The organism is Pectobacterium cacticida, assembly GCF_036885195.1.
In the GTDB taxonomy this organism is placed as follows: Bacteria; Pseudomonadota; Gammaproteobacteria; order Enterobacterales; family Enterobacteriaceae; genus Pectobacterium; species Pectobacterium cacticida.
In genome coordinates this window covers 592,144-616,238 of record NZ_CP133656.1, presented here as the reverse complement: position 1 = coordinate 616,238, position 24,095 = coordinate 592,144, and the positions used below count along the sequence as shown (strand labels likewise).

General features: G+C 51.0%; 23 protein-coding genes. 13 read left to right on the top strand and 10 right to left on the bottom strand.

Translation table 11 applies throughout. The features are described 5' to 3' along the window. Window positions 1-210: 210 nt before the first annotated feature. The 4 genes from RFN81_RS02875 to RFN81_RS02860 form a co-directional block, all read right to left on the bottom strand. The gene (locus RFN81_RS02875; protein ID WP_264497703.1) at window positions 211-2,079 is read right to left on the bottom strand and encodes an Svx/AvrXca family virulence/avirulence protein; all 1,869 of its coding nucleotides are present in this window, start codon (window positions 2,077-2,079) and stop codon (window positions 211-213) included. A gap of 221 nt (window positions 2,080-2,300) precedes the next feature. Further along, a complete protein-coding gene (locus RFN81_RS02870; RefSeq protein ID WP_264497702.1) occupies window positions 2,301-3,617 on the bottom strand; it encodes a purine-cytosine permease family protein in 1,317 nt (438 codons plus the stop codon). Window positions 3,618-3,631: 14 nt separating this feature from the next. Next, window positions 3,632-4,300: a helix-turn-helix transcriptional regulator gene (locus tag RFN81_RS02865; RefSeq protein ID WP_264497701.1), complete on the bottom strand. Its 669-nt coding sequence runs from the start codon at window positions 4,298-4,300 to the stop codon at window positions 3,632-3,634. 50 nt (window positions 4,301-4,350) lie between these two features. After that, complete coding sequence (locus RFN81_RS02860; RefSeq protein WP_264497700.1) at window positions 4,351-4,764, bottom strand: GNAT family N-acetyltransferase; 414 nt, start codon at window positions 4,762-4,764, stop codon at window positions 4,351-4,353. 484 nt (window positions 4,765-5,248) lie between these two features. Here RFN81_RS02860 and RFN81_RS02855 point away from each other — a divergent pair, with 484 nt between their 5' ends. Then, complete coding sequence (locus RFN81_RS02855; RefSeq protein ID WP_264497699.1) at window positions 5,249-5,875, top strand: LysE family translocator; 627 nt, start codon at window positions 5,249-5,251, stop codon at window positions 5,873-5,875. Window positions 5,876-5,918: 43 nt separating this feature from the next. On the opposite strand, the gene RFN81_RS02850 is transcribed toward RFN81_RS02855, so the two are convergent. After that, window positions 5,919-6,401, bottom strand: a complete 483-nt coding sequence (locus RFN81_RS02850; protein ID WP_264497698.1) for a GNAT family N-acetyltransferase — start codon at window positions 6,399-6,401, stop codon at window positions 5,919-5,921. Between the two features lie 64 nt (window positions 6,402-6,465). After that, entirely contained in the window at window positions 6,466-6,888 is a 423-nt protein-coding gene (locus RFN81_RS02845) for a hypothetical protein (protein ID WP_264497697.1), read from the bottom strand. A 380-nt stretch (window positions 6,889-7,268) separates the two neighbouring features. On the opposite strand from RFN81_RS02845, the gene nifJ reads away from it, so the two are divergent. The 3 genes from nifJ (at window position 7,269) to RFN81_RS02830 (ending at window position 12,897) form a co-directional block, all read left to right on the top strand. Further along, window positions 7,269-10,793 (top strand): pyruvate:ferredoxin (flavodoxin) oxidoreductase, encoded by a 3,525-nt coding sequence (nifJ, locus tag RFN81_RS02840; protein ID WP_264498857.1) that lies wholly within the window; start codon window positions 7,269-7,271, stop codon window positions 10,791-10,793. 82 nt (window positions 10,794-10,875) lie between these two features. Continuing rightward, complete coding sequence (locus RFN81_RS02835; protein ID WP_264497696.1) at window positions 10,876-11,673, top strand: deaminated glutathione amidase; 798 nt, start codon at window positions 10,876-10,878, stop codon at window positions 11,671-11,673. Between the two features lie 183 nt (window positions 11,674-11,856). Beyond that, the gene (locus RFN81_RS02830) at window positions 11,857-12,897 is read left to right on the top strand and encodes a L,D-transpeptidase family protein (RefSeq protein ID WP_264497695.1); all 1,041 of its coding nucleotides are present in this window, start codon (window positions 11,857-11,859) and stop codon (window positions 12,895-12,897) included. Between the two features lie 127 nt (window positions 12,898-13,024). Here the strand turns inward: RFN81_RS02830 and RFN81_RS02825 are convergent, their stop codons facing one another. After that, window positions 13,025-13,399: a hypothetical protein gene (locus RFN81_RS02825; RefSeq protein WP_264497694.1), complete on the bottom strand. Its 375-nt coding sequence runs from the start codon at window positions 13,397-13,399 to the stop codon at window positions 13,025-13,027. 391 nt (window positions 13,400-13,790) lie between these two features. On the opposite strand from RFN81_RS02825, the gene RFN81_RS02820 reads away from it, so the two are divergent. Continuing rightward, a complete protein-coding gene (locus tag RFN81_RS02820; RefSeq protein ID WP_264497693.1) occupies window positions 13,791-15,317 on the top strand; it encodes an MFS transporter in 1,527 nt (508 codons plus the stop codon). A 201-nt stretch (window positions 15,318-15,518) separates the two neighbouring features. Here the strand turns inward: RFN81_RS02820 and RFN81_RS02815 are convergent, their stop codons facing one another. The 3 genes from RFN81_RS02815 to RFN81_RS02805 all read right to left on the bottom strand — a co-directional run bounded on the left by RFN81_RS02815 (window position 15,519) and on the right by RFN81_RS02805 (window position 18,164). Next, window positions 15,519-16,529: an AI-2E family transporter gene (locus tag RFN81_RS02815; protein ID WP_264497692.1), complete on the bottom strand. Its 1,011-nt coding sequence runs from the start codon at window positions 16,527-16,529 to the stop codon at window positions 15,519-15,521. A 169-nt stretch (window positions 16,530-16,698) separates the two neighbouring features. Then, a complete protein-coding gene (locus RFN81_RS02810) occupies window positions 16,699-17,643 on the bottom strand; it encodes a DUF4880 domain-containing protein (RefSeq protein WP_264497691.1) in 945 nt (314 codons plus the stop codon). After that, window positions 17,640-18,164: a sigma-70 family RNA polymerase sigma factor gene (locus RFN81_RS02805; protein ID WP_264497690.1), complete on the bottom strand. Its 525-nt coding sequence runs from the start codon at window positions 18,162-18,164 to the stop codon at window positions 17,640-17,642. The genes RFN81_RS02810 and RFN81_RS02805 overlap by 4 nt, the downstream gene beginning before the upstream one ends. 442 nt (window positions 18,165-18,606) lie before the next feature. Between RFN81_RS02805 and RFN81_RS02800 the strand changes: the two genes are divergently transcribed. Genes RFN81_RS02800 through dagF form a run of 8 tightly spaced genes read left to right on the top strand, consistent with a single transcriptional unit; the run spans window position 18,607 to window position 24,063 of the window. Continuing rightward, window positions 18,607-18,927 carry a glycine dehydrogenase gene (locus tag RFN81_RS02800; RefSeq protein WP_264497689.1) on the top strand — a complete coding sequence of 107 codons (321 nt, stop codon included), beginning with the start codon at window positions 18,607-18,609 and terminating at the stop codon, window positions 18,925-18,927. Window positions 18,928-18,937: 10 nt separating this feature from the next. Then, complete coding sequence (locus tag RFN81_RS02795) at window positions 18,938-19,300, top strand: SFCGS family glycine-rich protein (protein ID WP_264497688.1); 363 nt, start codon at window positions 18,938-18,940, stop codon at window positions 19,298-19,300. Between the two features lie 2 nt (window positions 19,301-19,302). Further along, on the top strand, window positions 19,303-19,602 hold the full coding sequence (locus RFN81_RS02790; protein ID WP_264497687.1) for a DUF4312 family protein: 300 nt from the start codon (window positions 19,303-19,305) through the stop codon (window positions 19,600-19,602). A 22-nt stretch (window positions 19,603-19,624) separates the two neighbouring features. Further along, entirely contained in the window at window positions 19,625-20,401 is a 777-nt protein-coding gene (locus tag RFN81_RS02785) for a DUF4311 domain-containing protein (protein ID WP_264497686.1), read from the top strand. 9 nt (window positions 20,402-20,410) lie between these two features. Beyond that, window positions 20,411-21,052 carry a DUF4310 family protein gene (locus RFN81_RS02780; RefSeq protein ID WP_264497685.1) on the top strand — a complete coding sequence of 214 codons (642 nt, stop codon included), beginning with the start codon at window positions 20,411-20,413 and terminating at the stop codon, window positions 21,050-21,052. A 41-nt stretch (window positions 21,053-21,093) separates the two neighbouring features. Beyond that, window positions 21,094-22,227, top strand: coding sequence for an amidohydrolase/deacetylase family metallohydrolase (locus RFN81_RS02775; protein WP_264497684.1), 1,134 nt, complete (start codon window positions 21,094-21,096; stop codon window positions 22,225-22,227). Beyond that, window positions 22,211-23,329 (top strand): DgaE family pyridoxal phosphate-dependent ammonia lyase, encoded by a 1,119-nt coding sequence (locus tag RFN81_RS02770; RefSeq protein WP_264497683.1) that lies wholly within the window; start codon window positions 22,211-22,213, stop codon window positions 23,327-23,329. Before RFN81_RS02775 ends, RFN81_RS02770 begins: the two co-directional genes overlap by 17 nt. After that, window positions 23,326-24,063 carry a 2-dehydro-3-deoxy-phosphogluconate aldolase gene (gene dagF / locus RFN81_RS02765; RefSeq protein ID WP_264497682.1) on the top strand — a complete coding sequence of 246 codons (738 nt, stop codon included), beginning with the start codon at window positions 23,326-23,328 and terminating at the stop codon, window positions 24,061-24,063. Before RFN81_RS02770 ends, dagF begins: the two co-directional genes overlap by 4 nt. The last annotated feature ends 32 nt before the right edge of the window (window positions 24,064-24,095 follow it).

The window sequence follows — 24,095 nt, the reverse complement described above, 5'->3', positions numbered from 1 at the left end:
AAGATTATTTAAAAAAACAGACATCAGAATGTAAGTCGGCTAACCGTTAGGATGCGTGCGATGCACAAATAGGGGGCGTAAATACGGTGCAGTGATATCTAACAAGCGTTAACGATCGGCGGAAAATTTAACACCGCCAGGGCAAAGCGCTGTCTAAGATAAGAACCGACGGAGCTAATGCCACGCCGGTCCTTTTATTTTCTTAAGGTACTATTTCGTACTGTAGATCGGGATAGCCGTTACTTCCGGTACGGCCTCAGTCAGGTAAGCGCCAGCATCGCCGCTTTTAACCTCATTTTCATCAATAAACCCATAGAACACGCCCTGCGAAGCGGAAGCGCCACGAATTTCCGCATCGCCGCGCATTTGCGCATTGCCGGAAAGCACTATGCCGCGTTCAAAGGCGCCCGGCCCCATGAAGACCGTATGTAACCGAGCATTATCGCGCACCACGGTGTCGCCTTGTAATACCGTCAGACCGCTAACGACGGCACGCCCTTCCACTGTTCCACTAAGAACGGTGGCACGATCCTCTATCCTGGCATTATCCCTCACCGTACCGCCAATCACTCGCGCATAAGGCCCGACATAAGCGGTCGGGGCAACATTCGCTGCACTCGCTACCCAACCACCGCCATTAGGATGTCGGGAACCGCTAGCGGTAGGGTTCTCAGCGCCAGGCTGACTGCCTTCCGGCCAAACGCCGGTAAAATCAGCCATCCACGGGTAGCGATATAGAGAATAGTAAGCTTGATCCCACTTAATCTTCTGCATTTGCGAAGGCGTGCCCATCACTACCATGTAAACGCCTCGATCGTCCGGACGGATTGTGAAATTTTTCACAGTAGCAGATGCGCCACGCTGTAATTGGCTGTAACGAGAAACGCCATCTGCACCGATAGCGACAACCCCCCAGCGCCAGTCGGAGTGGGGCTGAGGTAGGGCTGCCGGATCGTTTTTCAACCCAGGGAAACGGGTAATAGCCGGTTTACTCTGCACTATGCCACGAAATTTGACCGTAATTTTCCTCACGCCATTTTCAGGAATTAGCCGCACGATGTTGTAACCCAGCTGCTGTGGAGCCTGGTCGAATGGCACGGAGAAACGGCGAAGATTCGGGCTGGCGCCGACCACAGGCTCAAGCGTCGTGGTTCGTAGCAGACGGTCAGCATTATTCTGGTTAGGTTGCACGGCTCCATAGCCGCCGTAGGTTGAACGATAGAAGCGACCGCGATCGAAGCCGTCTGGATCAACATAATCCCAGTTAACATTGTGCATCGCCCAGTCGCCGAATACGTCATTAAATTCAGCCTGACTCCACCCCATATTGGTACGCAGCACCGACAGCGGATCGGCAGTAGATTGGCCGCGTTCTCCCGCTTTTGGCGCTTTTGACCACATATCATTGATGACGCTATAACCAAAGCGATCTTTCAAATATTCCATAAACTGCCAGTTGCAGTAACGGTTACGCGTTGACCCGAGATAGAGATGGGGATAGTTAACCAGCATTTCCGAACAATGTGCCGATGTGCCGCGAAATTCATCCAACTGATGCGTCATCCAGTTCGCGTGGGATTCCCAAATCCAACCAACATAATTTTCTCCGCCGGTACTCTGAAAGCCGCCGGTTTGCCCTTGTAACGCGTGAGTAAACTCATGCGCCAACCCCCAATGATCCTTGAGCGAGGCAGGGCCAATCCACATTCCCATGCTGCCGCCTCCCGCAATCCCGCCACTCAGTCCAAAAGTGGGATCAATGTGAATATTGGCCTTATATTTTACTTTTTGGGTACAGTAAGGTTCAGGAAACTGAATTTGTTTAATAAACTTATCCCAAATTTGTTCGAGCTTCTGCCCTGCGGCAATTGCATCATTGCGGTTAACATCATTATTATTCCAACGAAAAGCGAAATGTTCCGTCTGATATTTTACCGCGGGCATGTCGGTGATCGCTTGATTTACCTGCCATTGGCCCAAAACACAATCTTCAGCGGCATATGCCGTATTGACGAGTAAAACGCTGCTTAACATGAGAAGCCCATTTAGCGGCGTAAGGCATGTTTTTATTTTCAGCATAAATCCTTTTCCTTATCTGACCATTCCTAATCAATCTTATTATTTCACGAAAATATATTTTCGTTAAAATATACGTCCCATTCCCAAGGCCATCATGGCCGCTAATTATCATATTTTAGACCGCAACAGATAACCACAGAAAAAAACACTGTTCATTTCTTCTCTTAAAAAAAGAATCGACCTCGATAGAAAGAGGTCGATTTGTGACAGCAAGAATTCATTCAGAATCTATTTAAAATTTTTGTTACCCCGGAATTACCTAAAACAGGTGTAATGTAATACGTTATTACCCAATAAAATAGGCTGGCGGCCAGCAATGAATTAAATGCTGGAACACCCCAGGTAAAGACTAACCCAACGCTGGCGCCGATAACGCTGGCAATAATCGCAGGCCAGCCAATCAGCGGCGTTTGGGTGCTGTCAGGTAAATCGCCGTTGGCGCGGCTGGTGTCAAGCAGAGTCTTGTGCGTGCGTAAAATATAATAGTCAACCAGCATTACCCCGATAATCGGCGGGAATAACACGCCCAATAATGTCAGGAAATCAATAAAACGATCCAGAATCCCAGCAACAGATAACGCCGTGCCAATGAGGCCAATCACTAATGTGATCGATACATAGCGTAATTTTTTCCCCGTGACGCCTTCTATAGCGTTGGCGATCCCCAAGGATGAGGAATAAAGGTTAATATCGTTTACACGCAACGTTGAAAAAATAACGGCAATCAACCCGATGCCACCGGCCGCCTGGGACATGATCGTCACAACATCTGCGGTGTTGAGCGCCCGGGCGATAATAATAGCGAGGCCATTAACGATAAATTCCCCCACGATAATCGACAGCATTGTCATCCAGAATACATGTTTTCCTTTTTGAGAATAGCGTGTCATATCTGGGGTAATTAAACTGGCGACGATGCAGCCGCCCACAACCATGGTGGCACCGGCGCTGATGGAAAGCCTCTCACCATTTGGCGCTGAAGCCAGCAACTGTGCGATATTGTGGCCGGAGAGCGTCATAACCGAAATATAACCAATAACCAGAATAAACATCGGCACGGCGATTTTGGCGGTGAAACGCAATGCTTTGAAACCAAAGGCAACCAATAATGTTAATGCTATACCGGATAAAGCGGCAGACCAGCCAAAGCCGAGTTTATCCGCCATTGCAAAATTAAGCGCCTTAGCAAACACAGCATTTTGAACGCCAAACCAACCTATGAGACTGATAGCGATAACCAACCCGATGAGGACAGACCCCATACGGCCAAAGCCGCACCAACGGGCGAGCAAACTGCCAGACATCCCCTCTTTCATCCCTGCGTAGCCCAACCCCACGGTCACCACGCCAAAAATCGCGCTGCCAATAAAAATAGCGATAAAAGCCTGACCGAGCGTCATTGAATGGCCGAGTACCGCACCTAACATAAACTGGTCTAACGCGGTTAACATGCCTATGTGAACCAATGCGACGTTGAAGAAAGGCAACCTGACATTCAGCGGAACGCGGCTGACGGGGTAATCATCTAATTTTTCCATGTCGATATATTCTCTTATAAAAATTGAATCCCTTTCTCGATGAGAGAATGGGGAATATAGCCATCTATTCCAACGTGGCGACAAAATTCCTCAAATTGAGGGAATGAGTGTACTTCTGCTTTCTGATAAATATTGTATATTCTATTCTCGATAGTTTTGGGGGATAATTTCATCTTTCTGGCTATCTCCTTATTGGTAAAACGCTGCAAGATAAGAAATATAATATCTAACTCTGATTGCGTAAAAATACTGTTCTTTAGCTCTGTGCGTAAGGTCGTTGGTTTTTTTTGATTAATATAGATCAGGGGTGAACGCGTATCTAACGCCCTGGCGTTCCACATTGTGCCAATACAACGCTTATTTTCATCAAAAATAGGGATTTTTTCACTAACAAAGGGCGCCAGCGTTTTTCTGCCATACCAATAGTGCGTTTCGATAACGGTAACCCGCTGTTCACTCTTTTCTGTCAATCGGTCATGTGCTTTTAAATCATCGGAAAGCTCCGCCCAACTGGCCGGAAATTCATCGTCGAGCCGCCCCTCAATATCAAAATGCATCGGTGTATTGGTATAAAGATAAGCGGCTTTATTCATATAAAGATGACGCGATGACAAATCCTTAATTCCCCAGGGTTCATTGAGACACGCCATCATGGTAATAAGATTGCGAATATAATCATCCATATCTCCTCCCATGAGGATTTCATCCAACTATCCTCAATCAATAGTATTATTTAACGAATTAATTTCGCTAGATAAATCCGGATATGCTTATGCGCATACCCCGGAAGATTCCCATATTCCTGATATCCGAGTTTTTCGTAGAACCCCTTGGCCTGGAATTCAAACGTGTCCACGTACGCCATATGACAACCTCTATTTAATGCTTCTCTCTCGGCAGCCTGCATAAGCTGGCGACCTAAGCCATTATTACGGTAAGGTTCACTCACCCAAAGGTACTGTACTTCTAATGCCCCCCACCAGGTTCGTGAAACCAGCCCGGCGATAATATGATTTTCATCGTCGCGAAAATTTAAAAAAAGAGGGGTAATATCAACAGGATCGTATTGTGCATTATGTTTCCAAAGGCTTGCGATGACAAACGCCTCTTCGTCGGCATTCGGTGAATCAGTAATCTGTAACTTCATGACAATAAAGCCTCATTATTATTAGCACGATAACTTTTAGAACACGATATTTCAGGATTTAATTACAAGCCTTTGTCTATCATATGGAATATATTTGCGCAAGGGTGAATAGCCCCCGTTACAGAGACGGAATTATACGCTAGCGTTAAAAGACAAATTTCACATTAAATTATCTTTCCGCGAAAAATCATTAAATTATCGCGTATGCTCCGCGCCAGGGAAAACACTATAAGTAGTGATAACGATAAAATTATATTCTTCACAAATACATTTTTACGCGTCAGAAGCCCCTTTATTTTTTATTTTACCGCGTTATCGCACACCGACCTCAGCAATAGGATCTTAATGCAAGTGTAAGAGCGCTGTCGGCGCCTTTTTTGTTACTATCGTGCGTTGGAAAATAGCGATAGGTATGCGAATATATCCCGCTTCATATCACCGCTCTCGATCACGCTTTCACAGTGAACTATACGCAGGAGAAATCATGAGCCTTCACCTCTGGCTGGCTTATACAGGCATCATCATCGCCCTGATTGCCATTCCGGGCCCATCCGCCTTAATCAGCATGTCGCACGGTTTACGCTACGGCGCTTCACGCGCAACAGCAACCGTACTAGGCGGCGTTAGCGCGGCAATGATTTTGATGTCCTGTTCAGCATTGGGGCTAGGGGCCATCCTCGCGGCGTCAACCACCGCCTTCATGATATTAAAAATTATTGGTGCGGTTTATCTCATCTGGTTGGGCATCGCGTCATGGCGATCTAAGGATATGAGCATTGCGGAACAGGACGTGCAGGAAACCTCGGCTCCAGGCTGGTTTCCGCTATTCCGTAAAGGTTTCCTGGTTGGGATCAGTAATCCGAAAGATCTGCTGTTCTTCGCCGCGCTCTTCCCAAATTTTATCGATACCAACGCCCCGCACGCTCTGCAACTGATCATTCTGGCGGTAACCTGGGCGGTCTGCGATTTCAGTATCATGTTTATCTATGCTTGCACCGGTCGCCGTTTATCAGGGCTGTTTTCCAACCCACGCCGCATCAAGCTGTTTAACCGCTCGACGGGCGGGATCTTTATTCTGGCAGGCACCACGCTGGCAGCGTCAACACGTTAATTGGCAGGCTCCTGCTGCTTTCAGGCTGGCAGGAGCCACACCGTTACGCTGCCGTGACAAAATCAGCAATGCCCTTCTCATCCATACGATAGCGAATCCACTCCTCCTGCGGCTTGGCCCCAATGCTTTGATAAAAATCGATGGCGGGCTGGTTCCAGTCCAATACACTCCATTCCAGCCGCCCGCACTGCCTTTCTTGCGCCAGCCGCGCGACCTGTTTCAATAGCGCTTTCCCCGCTCCAACCTTACGGTATGCTTGCGCGATATAGAGATCTTCCAGATAGAGGCCATATTTCCCGAGCCAAGTAGAATAACTCATAAAGAAAATGGCATAGCCGATAGGTTTACCATCCACTTCGCAAATTAACGTTTCCGCGCTTGCGCCTTCGCTAAAGAGTGAGTTCTCAATGTTTTCAAGCGAAGCGAGCACCTCGTGGCGAGCCTTCTCATAGTCGGCAAGTTCAATAATAAGATCCAGTATCACCTGCGCATCGGATTGTTGCGCGGGACGGATGACCATGTTCATAAACGTGTTCTTCTCCGGTGAAAAACCATTGTGTTAGGTTTCAAGTAAAGACCTTGCCAAGGGGCTAAACGCCAAGAGCATCGGCCGCCAGTTCACTTTCCGTCTTGGAAAAGCCAGCATTCAGCGCATCGAGTAATGTGTCGCGATCGAGTGTCGGATAAATTGCCGGATTCATCAAAATCTCGCCGATATATTGCGCCGCTAATAGGGGGTAAGTGCTATGTAAACCCACGACAATATCGCGGGCGGGGTAGCACAGTTTATGTAGAATCGCCGCAATCTGCTGCTCGGTTATCGCCTCCTGATACACGGAATAAAGCACATCAGCAATCAGTGTCGATGTCAAAAAAGGGAAACGAGACACATTTCCCGCAAGTCCACCTAATGCCTGAAGAATATGCTCGACGGCCTGCTCCGGCGAATTCCCCTGAGATTGTAGTGACGCGAGCACGGAAACCAATTTATTTTTTATTTCATCATTTGCCATTGCTTGGTTCCTTAATACTTAATTTATTCATGTCATTCTATAGCACGCTACCTGTCCTGATGGTAATGAGCAAATAAAATCATACCGCGATCGCTGTAAAGAAAAATAAAAAACGATTACCCTGCGTTGGCACATATAAACTGTATTCGTTTTAGAAAATGCAGATGCCGCCAATGTGACGCACTATAGCCAATAAGCGCGTTTGTGATACGCGGCGTCACACATATTGATACAACTCCATGTACATCGTTTTTCCCTCTTTCTGACCGAAATGCGATAATTCTCCGATAAGGATCGTATTCTCTTCTCTGCCCCGTCCTTTCCATCATCTGAAAAGGCTCGGTAGAATGAACGAATTAGTGAGCAAAAAGGTAGTAGTCATGATCACCACCGACGGTAATAACGCAGTCGCCTCTGTAGCCTGGCGAACCCATGAAGTCATCGCCATCTATCCCATCACCCCGAGTTCCAGTATGGCTGAACAGGCTTCCGCCTGGTCGAGTGAAGGCGGAACGAATATCTGGGGAGACACGCCGCGCGTGGTGGAAATGCAATCGGAAGGCGGCGCGATTGCGACCGTTCACGGCGCATTACAGACCGGCTCCCTCGCGACCACCTTTACCTCATCGCAGGGGCTGCTGCTCATGATCCCCACGCTGTATAAGCTGGCGGGTGAGCTCACTCCGTTCGTCCTGCACGTCGCGGCCCGTACGGTCGCCACCCATGCGCTTTCTATCTTCTGCGATCATTCTGACGTCATGGCCGTGCGTCAGACGGGTTGCGCCATGCTGTGCGCCAGCAACGTGCAGGAGGCGCAGGATTTTGCTCTGATCGCCCAGATCGCCAGCCTGAATAGTCGTTTGCCGTTTATCCATTTCTTTGACGGCTTCCGCACGTCACACGAAATCAATAAGATTGAGCCACTGAGCGATGCAACGATCCGCCAGCTTCTACCACAGCAGGCAATTGATGCACACCGTGAGCGAGCGCTTACACCGGAACGCCCGGTGATCCGCGGTACGGCATCAAACCCAGATACCTTCTTTCAGGCGCGCGAAGCCACTAATCCCTGGTATAACGCAGCATATGACCACGTTGAGCAAGCGATGAACGCGTTCGCGGCTGCCACCGGTCGCCAGTATCAGCCGTTCGAATATTACGGCCACCCGGAAGCGACCAAAATCGTCATCCTCATGGGATCGGGTGTCGGCACCTGTGAAGAAGTGGTCGATACGTTATTGATGCGCGGCGATAAAGTCGGCGTAGTGAAAATCCGTTTGTATCGTCCCTTCTCCGCCAAGCACCTGCTGGCCGCTATTCCGTCAACGGCGACGCGGATTGCGGTACTGGATCGCACCAAAGAACCGGGTGCGCAAGCCGAACCGCTATACCTTGATGTGATGACTGCGCTGGCTGAGGCATATTCCGTAGGTGAGCGTTCACTTATGCCGCGCGTGATTGGCGGGCGTTATGGGCTATCTTCCAAAGAATTTACTCCGCAGTGCGTACTGGCCATCTTTAGTGAGTTAGCGCTTGCCAACCCACGACCACGCTTTACCGTGGGGATTTATGACGATGTCACCCACCTCTCTTTGCCGCTGCCGCAACAGCATTTCCCTGCTAACGCCTCGCTTGAAGCGCTGTTCTATGGGCTGGGCAGTGACGGCACCGTTTCTGCCACCAAGAATGCGATAAAAATCGTCGGGGAAACCACGCCGATGTTTGTGCAAGGCTACTTTGTCTACGACTCGAAGAAAGCCGGTAGCCTCACCGTTTCCCATATGCGCGTAGGTTCACATCCGATTAACTCAGCTTATCTGATTGATCAAGCCGATTTTGTTGCCTGTCATCAGTGGCAGTTTATCGACAAATACAACATGGTCGAACGCTTAAAGCCCGGCGGCGTTTTCCTGATCAACTCGCCGTATAGCAGCGATGATTTGTGGCACCGTTTACCACAGGAAGTGCAGGCAGAGTTAAACCAGCGCAACGCCCGTGTGTACTGCATCAACGCCGCCAAGATTGCCCGCGAATGCCATCTGGGCGCGCGCATCAACACCGTCATGCAGATGGCGTTTTTCCATCTGTCACAAATTCTGCCAGCCGATGTAGCTGTGGAAAAACTGCGTAGCGCTATCGCCAAAAGCTATGGCAGTAAAGGTCAGGAACTGGTTGAGCGCAACTGGCAGGCGCTGAGCGCCACATTAGACGCGCTGGCTGAAGTGCCACGGCAGGCCGTCAACCCAGACAGCCCACAGCGCCCGCCGGTAGTGTCCGATGCCGCGCCCGATTTTGTCAAAACCGTTACCGCGACCATGTTGGCGGGCCTGGGTGATACACTGCCCGTTTCCGCCCTGCCGCCCGATGGCACCTGGCCTACAGGTACGACTCAGTGGGAAAAACGTAATATCGCGGAAGCCATTCCGTTATGGCAACCGCAGATCTGTACGCAGTGTAACCACTGTGTTGCCGCCTGCCCGCACGCGGCTATCCGCGCCAAAGTCGTTCCCCCTGAGGCGATGGAGAATGCGCCGGCGTCACTGCAATCGCTGGATGTGAAAGCGCGCGACATGCGCGGCCAGAAATATGTGTTGCAGGTTGCGCCCGAAGACTGTACCGGCTGTAACCTGTGCGTGGAGGTCTGCCCGGCGAAAGACCGGCAGAACCCGCAAATCAAAGCCATCAATATGGCATCCCGTCTGGATAATCTGGCGACGGAGAAAGAGAACTTTGACTTCTTCCTCCACTTGCCAGAAATCGATAAATCGACGCTGGAACGGATCGATATCCGTACTTCTCAGCTCATTTCGCCGCTGTTCGAATATTCCGGAGCCTGTTCCGGCTGTGGTGAAACGCCGTACATCAAGCTGTTGACGCAACTCTATGGCGATCGTCTGCTGGTCGCTAACGCCACGGGCTGTTCGTCCATTTATGGCGGTAATCTGCCAACCACGCCGTGGACTACCGATGCCAACGGTCGCGGCCCCGCCTGGGCAAACTCCTTGTTCGAAGACAACGCCGAATTCGGTCTGGGCTTCCGCCTGAGTGTTGATCAGCACCGTCAACGCGCCGTGCGCCTGCTCAACAAGCTGGCCCCGCAACTGCCGTCGGATCTGGTGAGCGCATTGCAAGAAGCGTCTATCGCGCCCGATCTACGCCGCCAGCAAATCGAACAACTCCGTGGATTGCTGGCGACCATCAATGATGCCGATGCCGCCGAACTGGCGAACGAAGCCGACCACTTTGTCGATAAATCCATCTGGCTGATTGGCGGCGATGGCTGGGCGTATGACATCGGCTATGGCGGTCTGGATCAAGTCATGAGCCTGAGCGAAAACGTCAACGTACTGGTGCTGGATACCCAGTGTTACTCCAACACCGGCGGCCAACAGTCCAAGGCGACGCCGCTGGGCGCAGTGACCAAATTTGGAGAGAAAGGCAAACGCAAAGCCCGTAAGGATCTCGGCATCAACGTCATGATGTACGGCCACGTGTACGTCGCGCAAATCTCACTGGGCGCGCAGTTGAACCAGACGGTGAAAGCGATTCAGGAAGCAGAAGCCTGGCCGGGTCCGTCACTGATTATTGCGTACAGCCCGTGTGAAGAACACGGTTACGATCTGGCATTCAGTCACGATCAGATGCGTCAGTTAACCGCTACCGGTTTCTGGCCGCTCTACCGCTTCGATCCGCGTCGCTTAGAAGAGGGGAAACCGGCGCTGGTGACCGATTCTCGTCCGCCATCAAGTAGCCTGAGTGAAACGCTACTAAAAGAGCAGCGCTTCCGCCGTTTGAATAGCATGATGCCGGAAGACACCGTGCGGCTCTATGAAGAGGCCGAAGAGGATCTGCGCCGCCGCTTTGATTTCCTGAGCACCATGGCGGGCAAGGCGGTGCAGGAGTGACAAACAGTAGATTACCTGATGCTTGACGTCATAGCTCGCGCATTGCAAGGTAAATCGCAGATTGGGACAGAGAGGAAGAAGCATGAAAGTTGCACTGGGGCAATTCGCCGTTGAGCGCGAGTGGCAACAAAACGCCACAACCATCGCTGAATTGATGTTGTTGGCACAGCAAAATAGCGCCGACCTGCTGGTGTTGCCGGAAGGCGTGCTGGCGCGCGATATCACCGATCCCAATCTGGTGCTCACCGCCGCGCAGCCGCTAGAGGGGCCGTTTATTTCGCATCTGCTGGCAGCCAGCAAAGGCAACGACCTAACGACCATACTGTGCGTACACATTCCCAATGGCGCGGGGAAAGTCTGGAATACGCTGCTGGCGCTGCGCGATGGCGAGATCGTCGCGCAATATCGGAAATTGCATCTCTACGATGCGTTTTCCGTACAAGAATCGGAAAACGTACTGGCAGGAACAGCGGTTCCACCGCTGTTGACCATCGCGGGGTTAAAGGTCGGGTTGATGACCTGCTATGATGTTCGCTTCCCAGAACTTGCCCGCCGCCTGACGCTGGACGGCGCCGAGGTACTCGTCCTCCCTTCCGCCTGGATCAAAGGGCCGTTGAAAGAGGCGCATTGGGAACTGTTGGTGCGTGCCAGGGCGTTGGAAAACACCGTATATCTGGTCGCCGTCGGCGAATGCGGCGCTAAGAATATCGGCAACAGCATGGTCGTCGATCCGTTAGGCGTTGTCGTGGTTCAAGCGCCGGAAACCCCGGCGCTGGTTTATGCCGATATCGATCGTGAACGGCTCGCGTATGCCCGTCGGCATCTCCCGGTGCTCGCCAATCGACGCTTTAACAAACCGATGTTAGAGGGAGAAGATTGAATCGTGGCACACGCTAAATGGTAGTCTTTCGTTTTAGGGCGCTAAAAAGTGTGATTAGTTACACATGTTGTTTCCCTCCAGGGCCATTGTGCACATATAATGCGCATCCGGTCATCTCGACCTTAGCAGGCTAGCCTCCCAGTTTTCGGGAGGTGCATTTACCACTCAAATTAAGAAACGAAAATGAGTATTCGCGCGATCCTTATGATGTTAGTTCTTGCCGCCGCCACCTTCAGCCAGGCCGCGTCTGCCGTCGTTTATCCTTTGCCTGCGGCTAACAGCCGACTGATAGGCGAGAATATCGAAATTACCGTACCGGAAGATAGCACCCAACCCTTAGAGCATTTTGCTGCCCAGTTTCAAATGGGGCTGAGCAACATGATGGAAGCGAATCCCGATGCGGATGTTTATTTGCCCGCGCCTGGCAGTAAGATGGTGATCCCACATCAGTTGATTTTGCCAGACGCGCCGCGTGAGGGCATTGTTATCAATAGCGCAGAAATGCGTCTGTACTACTACCCGAAGGGCTCCAAAACCGTTGTCGTGTTGCCAATCGGGATTGGTGAGTTAGGTAAAGACACGCCGATTAACTGGATAACCTCGGTTAAACGTAAAAAGGCCAATCCGACCTGGACGCCGACCGCGAAGATGCACGCAGAATACGCCGCGCGTGGCGAAACGCTGCCTAAAGTGTTCCCGGCAGGCCCGGATAACCCTATGGGGCTGTATGCGTTGTACATTGGCAATCTGTATGCGATCCATGGCACCAACGCTAACTTCGGCATTGGTCTGCGCGTCAGCCACGGCTGCGTTCGCCTTCGTGCCGATGATATTAAATATCTGTTCGACCACGTCCCTGTCGGTACACGCGTGCAGTTCATTAATGAACCGGTGAAAGCCACCGTTGAACCGGACGGTTCACGCTATATTGAGGTGCACAACCCGTTATCCCGTACCGTTGAAGAATTCCACTCCGATTCCCCGGCGCCGATCACCATCCCGCCCAACGTGGCCAAGGTGATCGCCGATGCCAGCGTTAATACCCGTGAAGTGGATCAGGCAATTCAAAGGCGTTCAGGTATGCCGACCAAAATCAACGGGCCAGCCGAGCCCATCACGCCAGCCATACCCGTTGAATCGGCTGCCGCCCCCCAAGATAGCCTCAATGCGGAGCAAAATGCCGCACCTGTTGGCGATATCGCCGCCGACGTAAACCGTTCGTAATGGTACTCTGTGTTGGAAACCGATTTAGGTTTCCAACGCTGACTACATTCACTCACGCTTATCGTTACCAGCGGCTGTCCTGTCAACGTCCGATTTCTCACGACAATAGCCGCGCGGGTACAAAGCGTTAAATCGCCATAAACCCAAGCACTACAAGGCATACCGCACTTTGAACGCTTAACGCCAACGTGCGGCTTTTCCCTTTGGTCCCATCCAGCCACGGTAGTGCTGACCAGCTCATGCACGCGCCGATAAACGCGATGATCAAGATCGCTACGGCAACGAGCCAGACGAGCTTATCCAGCAGAGAATTAGGAAACAAAATCTGCAATGCGGAAACCACTAGAAACAGTGTGGCGCAGCGCAACACGCCGACCAGAATACCCAGGCGATCTCTCAACCCACGAGGAGCGGATGAGGGTAGCCACGCCTGAAAAGCAAACAGCCCAACCACGGCAATAAAAAATACATAAATGATGGCGTAGACCAGCAAATGACTCACGTTTCGGCTCCTGATAAGAGAATTTGACAAAAGGCACTGGCCGCGATGATGACGACATTCTCTCACGGAGGTCAACGCGTTATGTCATTTATGTGCCCGATTTGTGAGGTGATTCGACTATCACTGCGCGGGATTTGGGCGCTACCAGCCGTAGATTCCGCGCCGCTGTAACAAACCTACACGTTCTGTAAATTAACCACATAAACCGATCATCAAAAAATAAAAAAAAGCAAATTAAAATATCTTATTTCATGATCGATATGACAGATCGTGATTAAAATCGCTCGAAATCGTGATCACCAGTTTACATTTTTTTCGTAAGGGAAAATTATAAAGAAATGATAGTTCAAATGAACTGAAATATTGTTTCATATTTATAATTAGGCTGATCATGAATAAACCAATCTCTTTTACACATACCTTCTGTTACGGCAGCGCAAACCTGCTTGGCAGCGGCGCGCTCGCGATTAGCGGCGCATGGCTAATGTATTTCTACACCACATTTTGTGGATTAACATTGGTGGAAGCTGCCGCTATTTTTTCCGTCGCTAGCATCATCGATGCTATCAGTAACCCCGTCATGGGCTACATCAGCGATAACTTCTACAATACCCGGGTTGGTCGCCTGTTTGGCCGCCGGCGTTTCTTTATTTTGCTGGGCATACCGCTAGTTTTGGTCTACCCCATGTTATGGGTAGATGGCTTTGGCTTCTGGTACTATCTGACGACTTACGTGATGTTCGAGCTGATTTATACCTCGATCATGGTGCCATATGAAACGTTAGCGACCGAAATGACCTCTGACTTCAAACTGCGTTCCAAGTTGACGGGTTCCAAGGCTATCTTCGGTAAAATCGCTAACTTCCTGGGGGCATTTATCCCTGGTCAGTTTATTGCCATCTACGGTAAAGATTCTGCGACGCCATTCTTCTACACCGGACTGGTCTATGGCGCTATTATGTGCGCAGCAATGATCGCGCTGTATACCACATCGTGGGAGCGTCCGGTCAACGAAATCGTCCGCGAAAGTACTTCCAGCCTGTGGCAAGCCATGAAAAAGCTGAGCGTGGATATGGCGTCCACCTTTCGCCTGCGCATTTTCCGCAAACACTTGGGCATGTACCTGTTTGGCTTTGGCGCTGAATGGCTGTTCGCTTCCTCGTTTACCTACTTCATCGTCTTTGGTCTACAGCAGAACACCGCGCTGGTATCACACCTCAATAGCTTCAGTTCCGTTATGCAGCTTATTTCTACCGCCGCCTTCATTGGTATCTGCGTAAAAATGGGCTTTGCACGGCCGTTCCGCCTGGCGCTAATGGTTGTCATTGTCAGCGTGCTGGCCTATGCCGTACTCTATTTCACTAACTGGTCAGAAGATATGACCATCTTTGTGCTGTTCGCCATTACCGCAGTATTTGGCCTGAGCACTGGCGGGATTTACTACATTCCCTGGACGGTCTATACCTTCCTGGCCGATGTGGATGAAGTGCTTACCGGGCGGCGGCGTGAGGGAATCTATGCCGGTGCCATGACCTTCGCCGGTAAAATGATACGCTCTGTTATTGTCTTCGCGATGGGGTGGACATTGAGTCAGTTCGGCTTTGTTTCTGGCCACTCGGCACAGCCGGAATCTGCCGTTCAGGCGATCGTTGGCGTGTTCTCGCTAGGGGTTATCGGGCTTTCTCTGGTGGCGATTTACTACACCACGCAAATGAAGTTGGATCGTAAGAATCACGGTATCCTGCTGGAAGAGATTGCTCGCGTCAAAGCAGGCGGCGCGCTGGCCGATATCCCGCCGCACGCTCGTGCCGTTGCTGAAGAGTTAACAGGCTGGGAATACGAAAAATGCTGGGGTAACAACCCGTTAGGCGTGAAACCTGAAGAGGACGAACCGCAGGTTGCGCCCTTGCATCATTGATTGAACACAATCGCTGATTACCCGCGTTAGCGATTAAAAAACCGCATCACTGAAAAAATCAGCCCATACTCATTGGGCTGATTCATTTATCAGGTACGCTTAATATCCCTTGATTTTTAGAGCAATGAGCGCGTCCTGCGCGGTACGAACAAGAGGGTCATCTTTTACACCCTCCGTAGCCCCTTCTCGCCAACGCAGCCCTTAAATCAAAGCGGCTTCTTTCAGTTCACTTTTCAGGTAAGCGTAGTATATCGGCGCAGCAATCACGCCAGATAAACCAAATGCCGCCTCAAACACCAACATCGCCAAGAGAATTTCCCAGGCATGCGCTTTGATCCTCGATCCGACAATTTGCGCATTCAGAAAATACTCTAACTTATGAATCAGCATCAGATACACCAGCGCAACCAGCGCAATCGGTAGCGAAAGCGATAAGCCCGAGAGAAAAACAATGGAGTTGGAAATCAGATTCCCGATGACAGGAAGCAGGCCAAAAATAAAGGTGAGTACCACCAGCGTCTTGGCGAACGGCAGGTGAACATCGAACAAGGGTAGCGCACCGAGAATAAAAATAGCGGACAACACCGTATTCACTACGGAAATTTTGACCTGAGCGAAAACAATATTGCGGAATGATGCCGACAGTAACGTCACCCGACGCATTAACTCCGCTTTAAGCAGCGGTTTTTCCGTGTCCTGATCGACGTTATAAAGCGACACGATCACGCCAAGCACCATACCGATTAACATCGTCACAAATCCATGCAGGAAGCTTTTTCCCATGTTTTGCAACATCACAATATGCTCTTGAACCCACTGTAAGAACTCGTGCTGAAGTTCTTCAATACTGACTGGCAGATATCCAGGCAGATAGTGGGCGATCTGCTGTTGGATATCATTAAGGATGTAGCCGATACGCAGATTAAACGCCGTCGTATCCTTCATTTCCTGCATTAGCAACCCAACCAGGCTGCCAAATAATAAACTCAATAGGCTCACAACGAGGGTACTGATCACCGCAACGACAATCCACCGTGCACGTTTACCGCTGATAACACGTTGAAAATAAGGGGTCAGTAAATTCACAATTTCATACACCAGAAAGCCCGCGATGAAACAGGCCAATAGGCGTAAGGGCAGCAAGACGAGCAAGCCGCCCATAATAAAGAAAAAGCTCAATAGGCGAGCTTGTTTCAGGTTCAGTAACTGCATGATGTCATCCCGTATGAAGAAGCAACGCTGAGAATACGCCTTGGGGAGTATGTTACGCCGTTTTCGCTATTAACAGATTGATATATCTGCACCAGATTGACGTTTACTCGGCGAGCAATATCCTGCGCGAAATATTTTGGCGTGTTATCGGCGAAATACCAGCGGTGATTTAACGCGAACGAATATCTATCCACCAGGAAAAACGCCGGGTCACTTTCACCGGCAGAGTTCGTGCTACGGCATTGAGCAGGCGATCGGTTTCATGCAGCGGAAACACCCCCGAAATCCGCAACGCCGCAACGGTGGAATCGACATGAAAGTAGCCATGATGATAGCGGGACACTTCCGCGATGAATGCCCCGAGCGGCATATTATCCGCGACCAGTTGACCTTCGCGCCAACTCTGGCGGAAATTCTCGACGGGTGCTGATTCGCTGCATCGATCGTGAGTAAAAATGATCTGCTGACCCGTCATCACCCGCCGTGCAGCGGATCGGGCCGCTTTTAACATCACCTCACCGCTAAACACCGAGAGCACACTCTGCGCCGAGGTATAGCGCAAAGCCAACTGGCAGGAATGCGCTGCGGCGAGTTCGCCATGCGGCGTGGTCAGCCGAACAGCACGTGTAGTTTGGTTGTCTAGCAGCAATTCGCCGGTAAGTAACTGAAACGTCAACGGCTGGGACAATGCCGGATTACCTTGCTGATTCAGGGCCGAATCCGTATTCAGCCAGACAGTCATACCAGGTTCGATGCTGAGTTTACGTGTTTCCCCCGTTCCCGTGCGATAATCGGCTGCGTAACTTTCCCACGGCAGACTAAAACCCACGCTACCGGTTAGGCAGGCAAACGCGGCTAATTTTAATATACGCCGCCGTTGCGCGCCGCGTTTGCCCAATACCGAAGAGGCTAACTGACCGTCTACGGCATGAAAACGGGCGTGGATCTGTTCGACCCGTTGCCAGGCACGCCGATGGCTTTCGTCCTGCGCCAACCATTGTTGCCAGGCCTGACGATCGTCTTCGGAACAGGCTTCATCATACAGCGTGGCATACCACTCGGCGGCGGCATGAAAAACAGCGTTGGGAATAGACGACGAGAGAGAAGAAATCATAACTCCTGACACAATAGGCAACTCAGCATTGCCTGCGCCATATATTTTTTTACCATCCGCTCGGATACGGCCAAACGTTCTGCGACCTGCCGATACGTTAGCCCCTCCAGATGCACCAGTAAGAATGCCTGACGCACTTTACTGGGCAATGTCGCCAACATCCGATCGATGACTAACAGCGCATCGACGACCATAGCCTGGTGCTCAAGCGAGGGGGAGAACGTGAATTCTTGTTCCGCTAACACCCGCAGATAGGCATGTTCAATCTCTTTTCGCCGCCAGTGATTTACCACCAGACCGTGAGCTACGGTCGTCAGCCAGGCGCGCGGTTCTCGAATGCGCTCGTCCTGACGCTGGCAGAGCAAACGTAAAAACGTATCCTGTGCCAGATCGGCGGCCTGCTGCGAACACCCTAAGCGCCGCCGCAACCACGACTGTAACCAAGTATGGTGGTCTTGATAAATCTGTTGAACATCCAATATGTCAGACTGATGAGGACAGATAGCGTCAGAACGGTTCACAGCATTCACTCAGCATGGCGAGAATGAAATGATTTTTATTATCATTAACAAGAAAGTCAACGACTATTCATTTTTGTTATGCCAATTAGGTAAGAAAATAAGGACATGACAAGGGAATTTGCAGAAAGGAGGTAACCCATAGCGCCTGATAGCGGCCAAAATTCGCCACAGCCATAACTAAATATTATACTTTTCAAATTCTTATCTCACATGAAACTTTTTTAGCCTCTTTAATTTCGCCATTTATCATTATATTTATCCATAATTAATCATTAAAACAGTTTAATTATCCGACAAAATCAATAAATTAGATTTATATCACTAAAGGCATTAGCCTTTCCACTTCGAAACGGAAAATTCCTCGCTACAAACTATTAACTCGCCGCGTTAGTTTTAAACCGAAGCCACTCGTAGTGGTAAACGTGTAAATAACGGAGCAGTAATGAACAACGTTGGAAATCGGGCGGAGAAAACAGCAACGCTGGCCGAGCATATGCTAACGCGAGTCTATAGCTTGCTGGGCAAGCACAACATCGTACCGAATGCGGTTCAGCAACAGATGTTGACTTCCCACGTGCGGGCGATGGCCCATCGGTCTGTAACCGGTGAGCCGTTGCCGGACGTAGACGCCAGCCTGTTCGACGAGATTTCCCCCTCGTCAATGAACCTGGCCCAGGAAATAGTAACGGCGTTTGGCAACCTCCCAGAAGAAGAAGCCTGGCTGTTATCCGTCCATTTCGAGGTAGCAAAAAACAACACTTAAGGAGCAAAAAATGGGACAAATTACGGTAGTGATTGGCGATCGGTTGGGTAAAGGCCAAAAAGTGGCGGCGGGGGTAGAAAAAGCCGGTGGCCGAGCGGTCGTCGTACCCGGCGTCGCGGCTGATATGAAATTGGGTGACGTGATGAAAGCAGAGGGCGCCACCTTCGGTATTTCATTTTGTGGCAGTGGTGGTGCCGGGGCCATCACCGCACAAAATAAGTATGGCTATAAAGCCAAATACGGTATGCGTTCCGTGGAAGAAGGCGTGACCGCTATTAATGAAGGTTGCACAGTACTTGGCTTTGGTTTTATGGATAAAGAGGAGTTAGGTGAGCGTTTGGTTCTGGCATGGTTGAAAAAATACGGCACATAACCATGAAAGAACAGTTCACTACCACCGTTAGGGTTAAAGGCCATGGTGACGCGAAAACCCGCGCCTTCTCAGACGCATTAAATCATGTACAGGCTGCGGTAATGGCCGCATCGCCACACATCTTACTGCGCATAGAACCACAGGATGTGCAGGTCATTTATGCGAATGAATCGATACGCAAAGAGGCTTTTTTATTCTTCTTTTTACGCCGGGAAAAACGCATATACCGTGTGGAGTTGGACGTGACTGTTAACGTCATCGCCCTCAACCTCGATAAAGTGGATTTTGTCACGTCACGCTGATTCTCACTACAAGGACAGACTAATGTTCCTGATTATTTTAATAAAATCGCTCATCATCGGCGGCCTTGTCGGCATCGGTGTCGGCGCTGGGGCCGCCCGCATGTTTCACGCGCCTACCACACAGGGAATGGGCGCATTTCGTACGCTCGGCGAGCTAAACGCTTGCGAAGGCGATCCCGCATCCCACTTCTCCTTTGGGCTGGGATTCTTTTTTAACGCCTGGGCGTCGTCTGTTGCGGCGGGATCGTTCACTCAGGATGTAGATCATCGCATTATCCCAAACTGGGCGGCAGCCGCATTGATGATGAAAAATCGCCATGTCGGTGAAACGTTGCATGATCCGAAAAAGATGGCGGTGGCCTGCGGTCTGATAGGCATGATTGTGGTGACCTTTCTTAATTTGACCGCCTCTTCGGTTCCGGCTGCGCTACAGGTGACGGCGGTAAAAGTACTGGTGCCTGCTGCAAACCTGCTGGTGAACACCATCATGCCCGTCATTTTCTGGTTAGCGGCGATTGATGCCGGCAAGAAATCAGGCTTTTGGGCTACCGTTTTTGGCGGCGCGGCACAGCTGATTATGGGGAACGCCGTACCGGGCTTGGTTCTGGGCATTTTGATCGGTAAAGGCGTAGAGGAAAGCGGCTGGAACCGGGTAACAAAAGTGATGATGGCCGCCATTGTCGCCCTTTTTATCCTCAGCGCCTTTTTCCGTGGCTTCGATCTCAAAGTGCTTCAATCCTTTCATCTGACCCCACCAAACTGGCTCGAACTCATTCACAACGCACTCAGTGGCAAATAAGGAAAGGCAATGGAGCAAAATAAAAACTTTTGGTATGCCGACTGGTCATTTCCGATTTTTGTCGGCCTGCTCTCCTCTGGCGTGTTCGCAGGAACGCATATGTACTACCTCTACGGCATCGGCGCATTTAACGAAGTGGCCTTCGTATCGATGCTGCGTTCCGGGATGGAGACCGGCGTCTACGGTGCCGTGGCGGCGTTTGGCGCAAGTTTCCTGTTCGCTCGGATTATCGAAGGCTCGCTAGTGGGTATTCTTGATATCGGCGGCGCCATCCAGACGGGAGTCGGCCTCGGTGTTCCGGCACTGCTGCTCGGCGCTGGCATTGTTTTCCCGGTGGAGAACTTTATTGCCGCGTTAGTGACGGGGCTCGTTATTGGTTTAGCCATTGGTTACCTGATCATTCTGGCGCGTAAATTCACCATCAATCAAAGCGACTCAACATATGGCGCAGATGTGATGATGGGAGCCGGTAACGCCTCTGGCCGCTTCCTTGGCCCATTGATTATTCTTAGTGCTATGACCGCCTCTATTCCTATTGGTATTGGTTCACTCATCGGCGCGTTGTTGTTCTATCTCTGGCAAAAGCCCATCACCGGCGGCGCAATCCTGGGCGCCATGCTTTTAGGTTCCCTCTTCCCGATTGCGTTATGACTCTGCGTCTATCTCAACAACGGTGATAACTGGAGAATAGTATGTTTGATTTACTGCTACGCCAGGCACGTCTGGTGGATGAAACCGTGACGGATATTGCCATCGTGGATGGGAAGATCGCCGCACTCGGCGCGATAGCAGGTTCCGCGCTTAAAACGGTGGATTTACATGGCAAACACTATGTGAGCGCCGGTTGGATTGACTCTCATGTGCATTGCTATCCACATTCACCGATTTACCATGACCAGCCAGACAATGTTGGTATCGCCACCGGCGTCACCACCGTCATCGACGCGGGCAGCACCGGCGCGGACGACGTTGATGACTTTTACGCGCTCACCCGCGACGCCGTGACGGAAGTCTATGCGTTACTGAACATCTCGCGCCGGGGCCTGATCGCGCAGAACGAGTTGGCCGATATGGCGAACATTGATGCTGAAGCGGCATGTGCTGCGATAAAGCGCCATCCGAATTTTATCGTTGGTTTGAAAGCTCGGATGAGTAGCAGCGTGGTCGGTGATAACGGGATTACACCGCTGAAGCGCGCGAAAGCGCTCCAGAAAGAGAATGGGAATCTGCCATTGATGGTGCATATCGGTAACACCCCACCGGACCTGGATGATATCGCCAGATTACTGACCGCTGGCGATATTATTACCCACTGCTACAACGGTAAGCCGAATCGCATTCTCACGCCATCGGGTGAACTACGCGCATCAATCATGCACGCCATCCAGCGTGGCGTCCGTCTGGACGTCGGCCACGGTAGCGCCAGTTTCAGCTTTGCTGTGGCGCGGCAGGCGATAAGTCAGGGTATTTTTCCCCAGACCATCAGTTCCGATATCTATTGCCGCAACCGAATTAACGGCCCGGTATTTTCGCTGGCTAACGTGATGTCCAAATTTCTCTCCATCGGGATGTCCTTGCCGCAGGTGATTGCTTGCGTCACCAACCAGGCCGCGGCAGGGCTACATCTGCCCCGTAAAGGCGTGCTGTCGGTAGGCTATGACGCCGATCTGACTATTTTCGATCTCCGTCGCCAGTCAGTTCTCTTTACCGATGCAGACAATAACAGCCTACAGGCCACTCAACTATTGACGCCGTTAGCCGCCATCCGCGCGGGGAAAGGCTATATGACCGAACTTGGGAGCGCAGAACATGCCTTCAATTTATGAAAAATATCAACTAAAAAAAGTCATTAACGCTTCTGGACGCATGACGGTGTTAGGCGTATCCACACCACGTCCAGAAGTCGCACAAGCCGTACTTGACGGCATGAATCACTACTTCGAAATGAAAGATCTGGTCAATAAAACGGGCGACTACATCGCCAAATTATTAGGCGTAGAGGCGGCAACGGTCGTTTCCTGCGCCTCGGCGGGCATTGCCCAATCGGTGGCCGCCGTGCTAGTCCGGGATAGTGACTGGTTACTGGAAAACCTGCATAACACCCTCATCGAAAACAACGAGATCATTCTACCGCGTGGACACAACGTCAACTTTGGCGCCCCTGTGGGCACGATGGTGGCGCTAGGCGGGGGGAAAGTTATCGAAGCAGGCTACGCTAACGAATGCTCTGCCGCACAACTGGCGGCGGCGATCTCGCCACGTACGGCGGGGATCCTTTACGTTAAATCACACCATTGCGTACAAAAAAGCATGCTTAGTGTTGAGCAAGCGGTGGAGGTAGCGCGTGCGCATCACTTACCGTTGATTGTCGATGCGGCGGCTGAAGAAGACCTACAAAGTTACTACCGTGCCGGTGCCGATTTGGTGATTTATAGCGGAGCGAAGGCCATTGAAGGCCCCACGAGTGGTCTGGTCATCGGTAAAACACAGTATATCGCATGGGTTAAACGCCAGAGCACGGGCATAGGACGTGCAATGAAAGTCGGCAAAGAAGGCATTCTTGGCCTGACTTGCGCCATTGAACACTATCTAAGCACCATCAAAGAAAGCGGCGCGGAGATGGTGGAAAAAATGACGCCGTTTATCCACAAGTTAAATACGTTCAACGGCGTCAGCGCACGCGTTGTATGGGATAGCGCTGGACGCGATATTGCGCGTAGCGAAATTACATTTGATGAGACCGTCACAGGCATTGCAACGGACAAATTGATTGCCGCCCTAAAGCAAGGTGAATACGCGATTTACTTTCGCGGCTATAAGGCGAATGAAGGGGTGATCGAAGCCGATGTGCGCAGTGTAAGTGCTGAACAACTCGATATCATCGCCAATCGCATCGGCGAAGAATTAAATAAGGAACCGATTGTATGAAATTAACGCCCAACTTTTATCGCGACCGCGTGTGCCTGAACGTGCTGGCCGGTAGCAAAGCGAATGCTCGTGCAGTTTATGACGCTGCCGAAGGTCATGTCCTCGTTGGCGTGCTTTCTAAAAATTATCCAAGCGTGGCGCTTGCGGTAGCCGACATGCGCGAGTACGCGCAGTGTGTCGATAACGCCTTATCAATCGGGCTCGGCGCAGGGGATCCAAATCAGTCGGCGATGGTGAGCGAAATTTCCCGCGAAGTACAACCCCAGCACGTTAACCAGGTGTTTACTGGCGTCGCCACCAGCCGGGCACTGCTGGGGCAAAATGACACCGTGGTGAATGGCTTGGTATCACCCACGGGAACCGTTGGGTGGGTTAAAATCTCTACCGGGCCGCTCAGTAGCCAGGCGGCGGACGGTATTGTACCGATAGAAACCGCCATCGCATTGCTGAAGGATATGGGTGGCAGTTCCATTAAATATTTCCCCATGGCCGGGTTGAAATACCGTGAAGAATATCAGGCGGTCGCTGAGGCATGCGCGCGTCATGACTTCTGGCTGGAGCCAACGGGGGGCATCGATCTGGACAACTACGGAGAAATTTTGCAGATTGCGCTGGATGCCGGGGTCAGCAAGATCATTCCTCACATTTATAGCTCAATTATTGATAAGGCGAGCGGCAACACCCGCCCTGAAGATGTTCGCCAATTGCTGGCACTCACTCAGGCACGCGTATAGTGCCCCCGGCCCTGATGATAACGCGAGGAGAG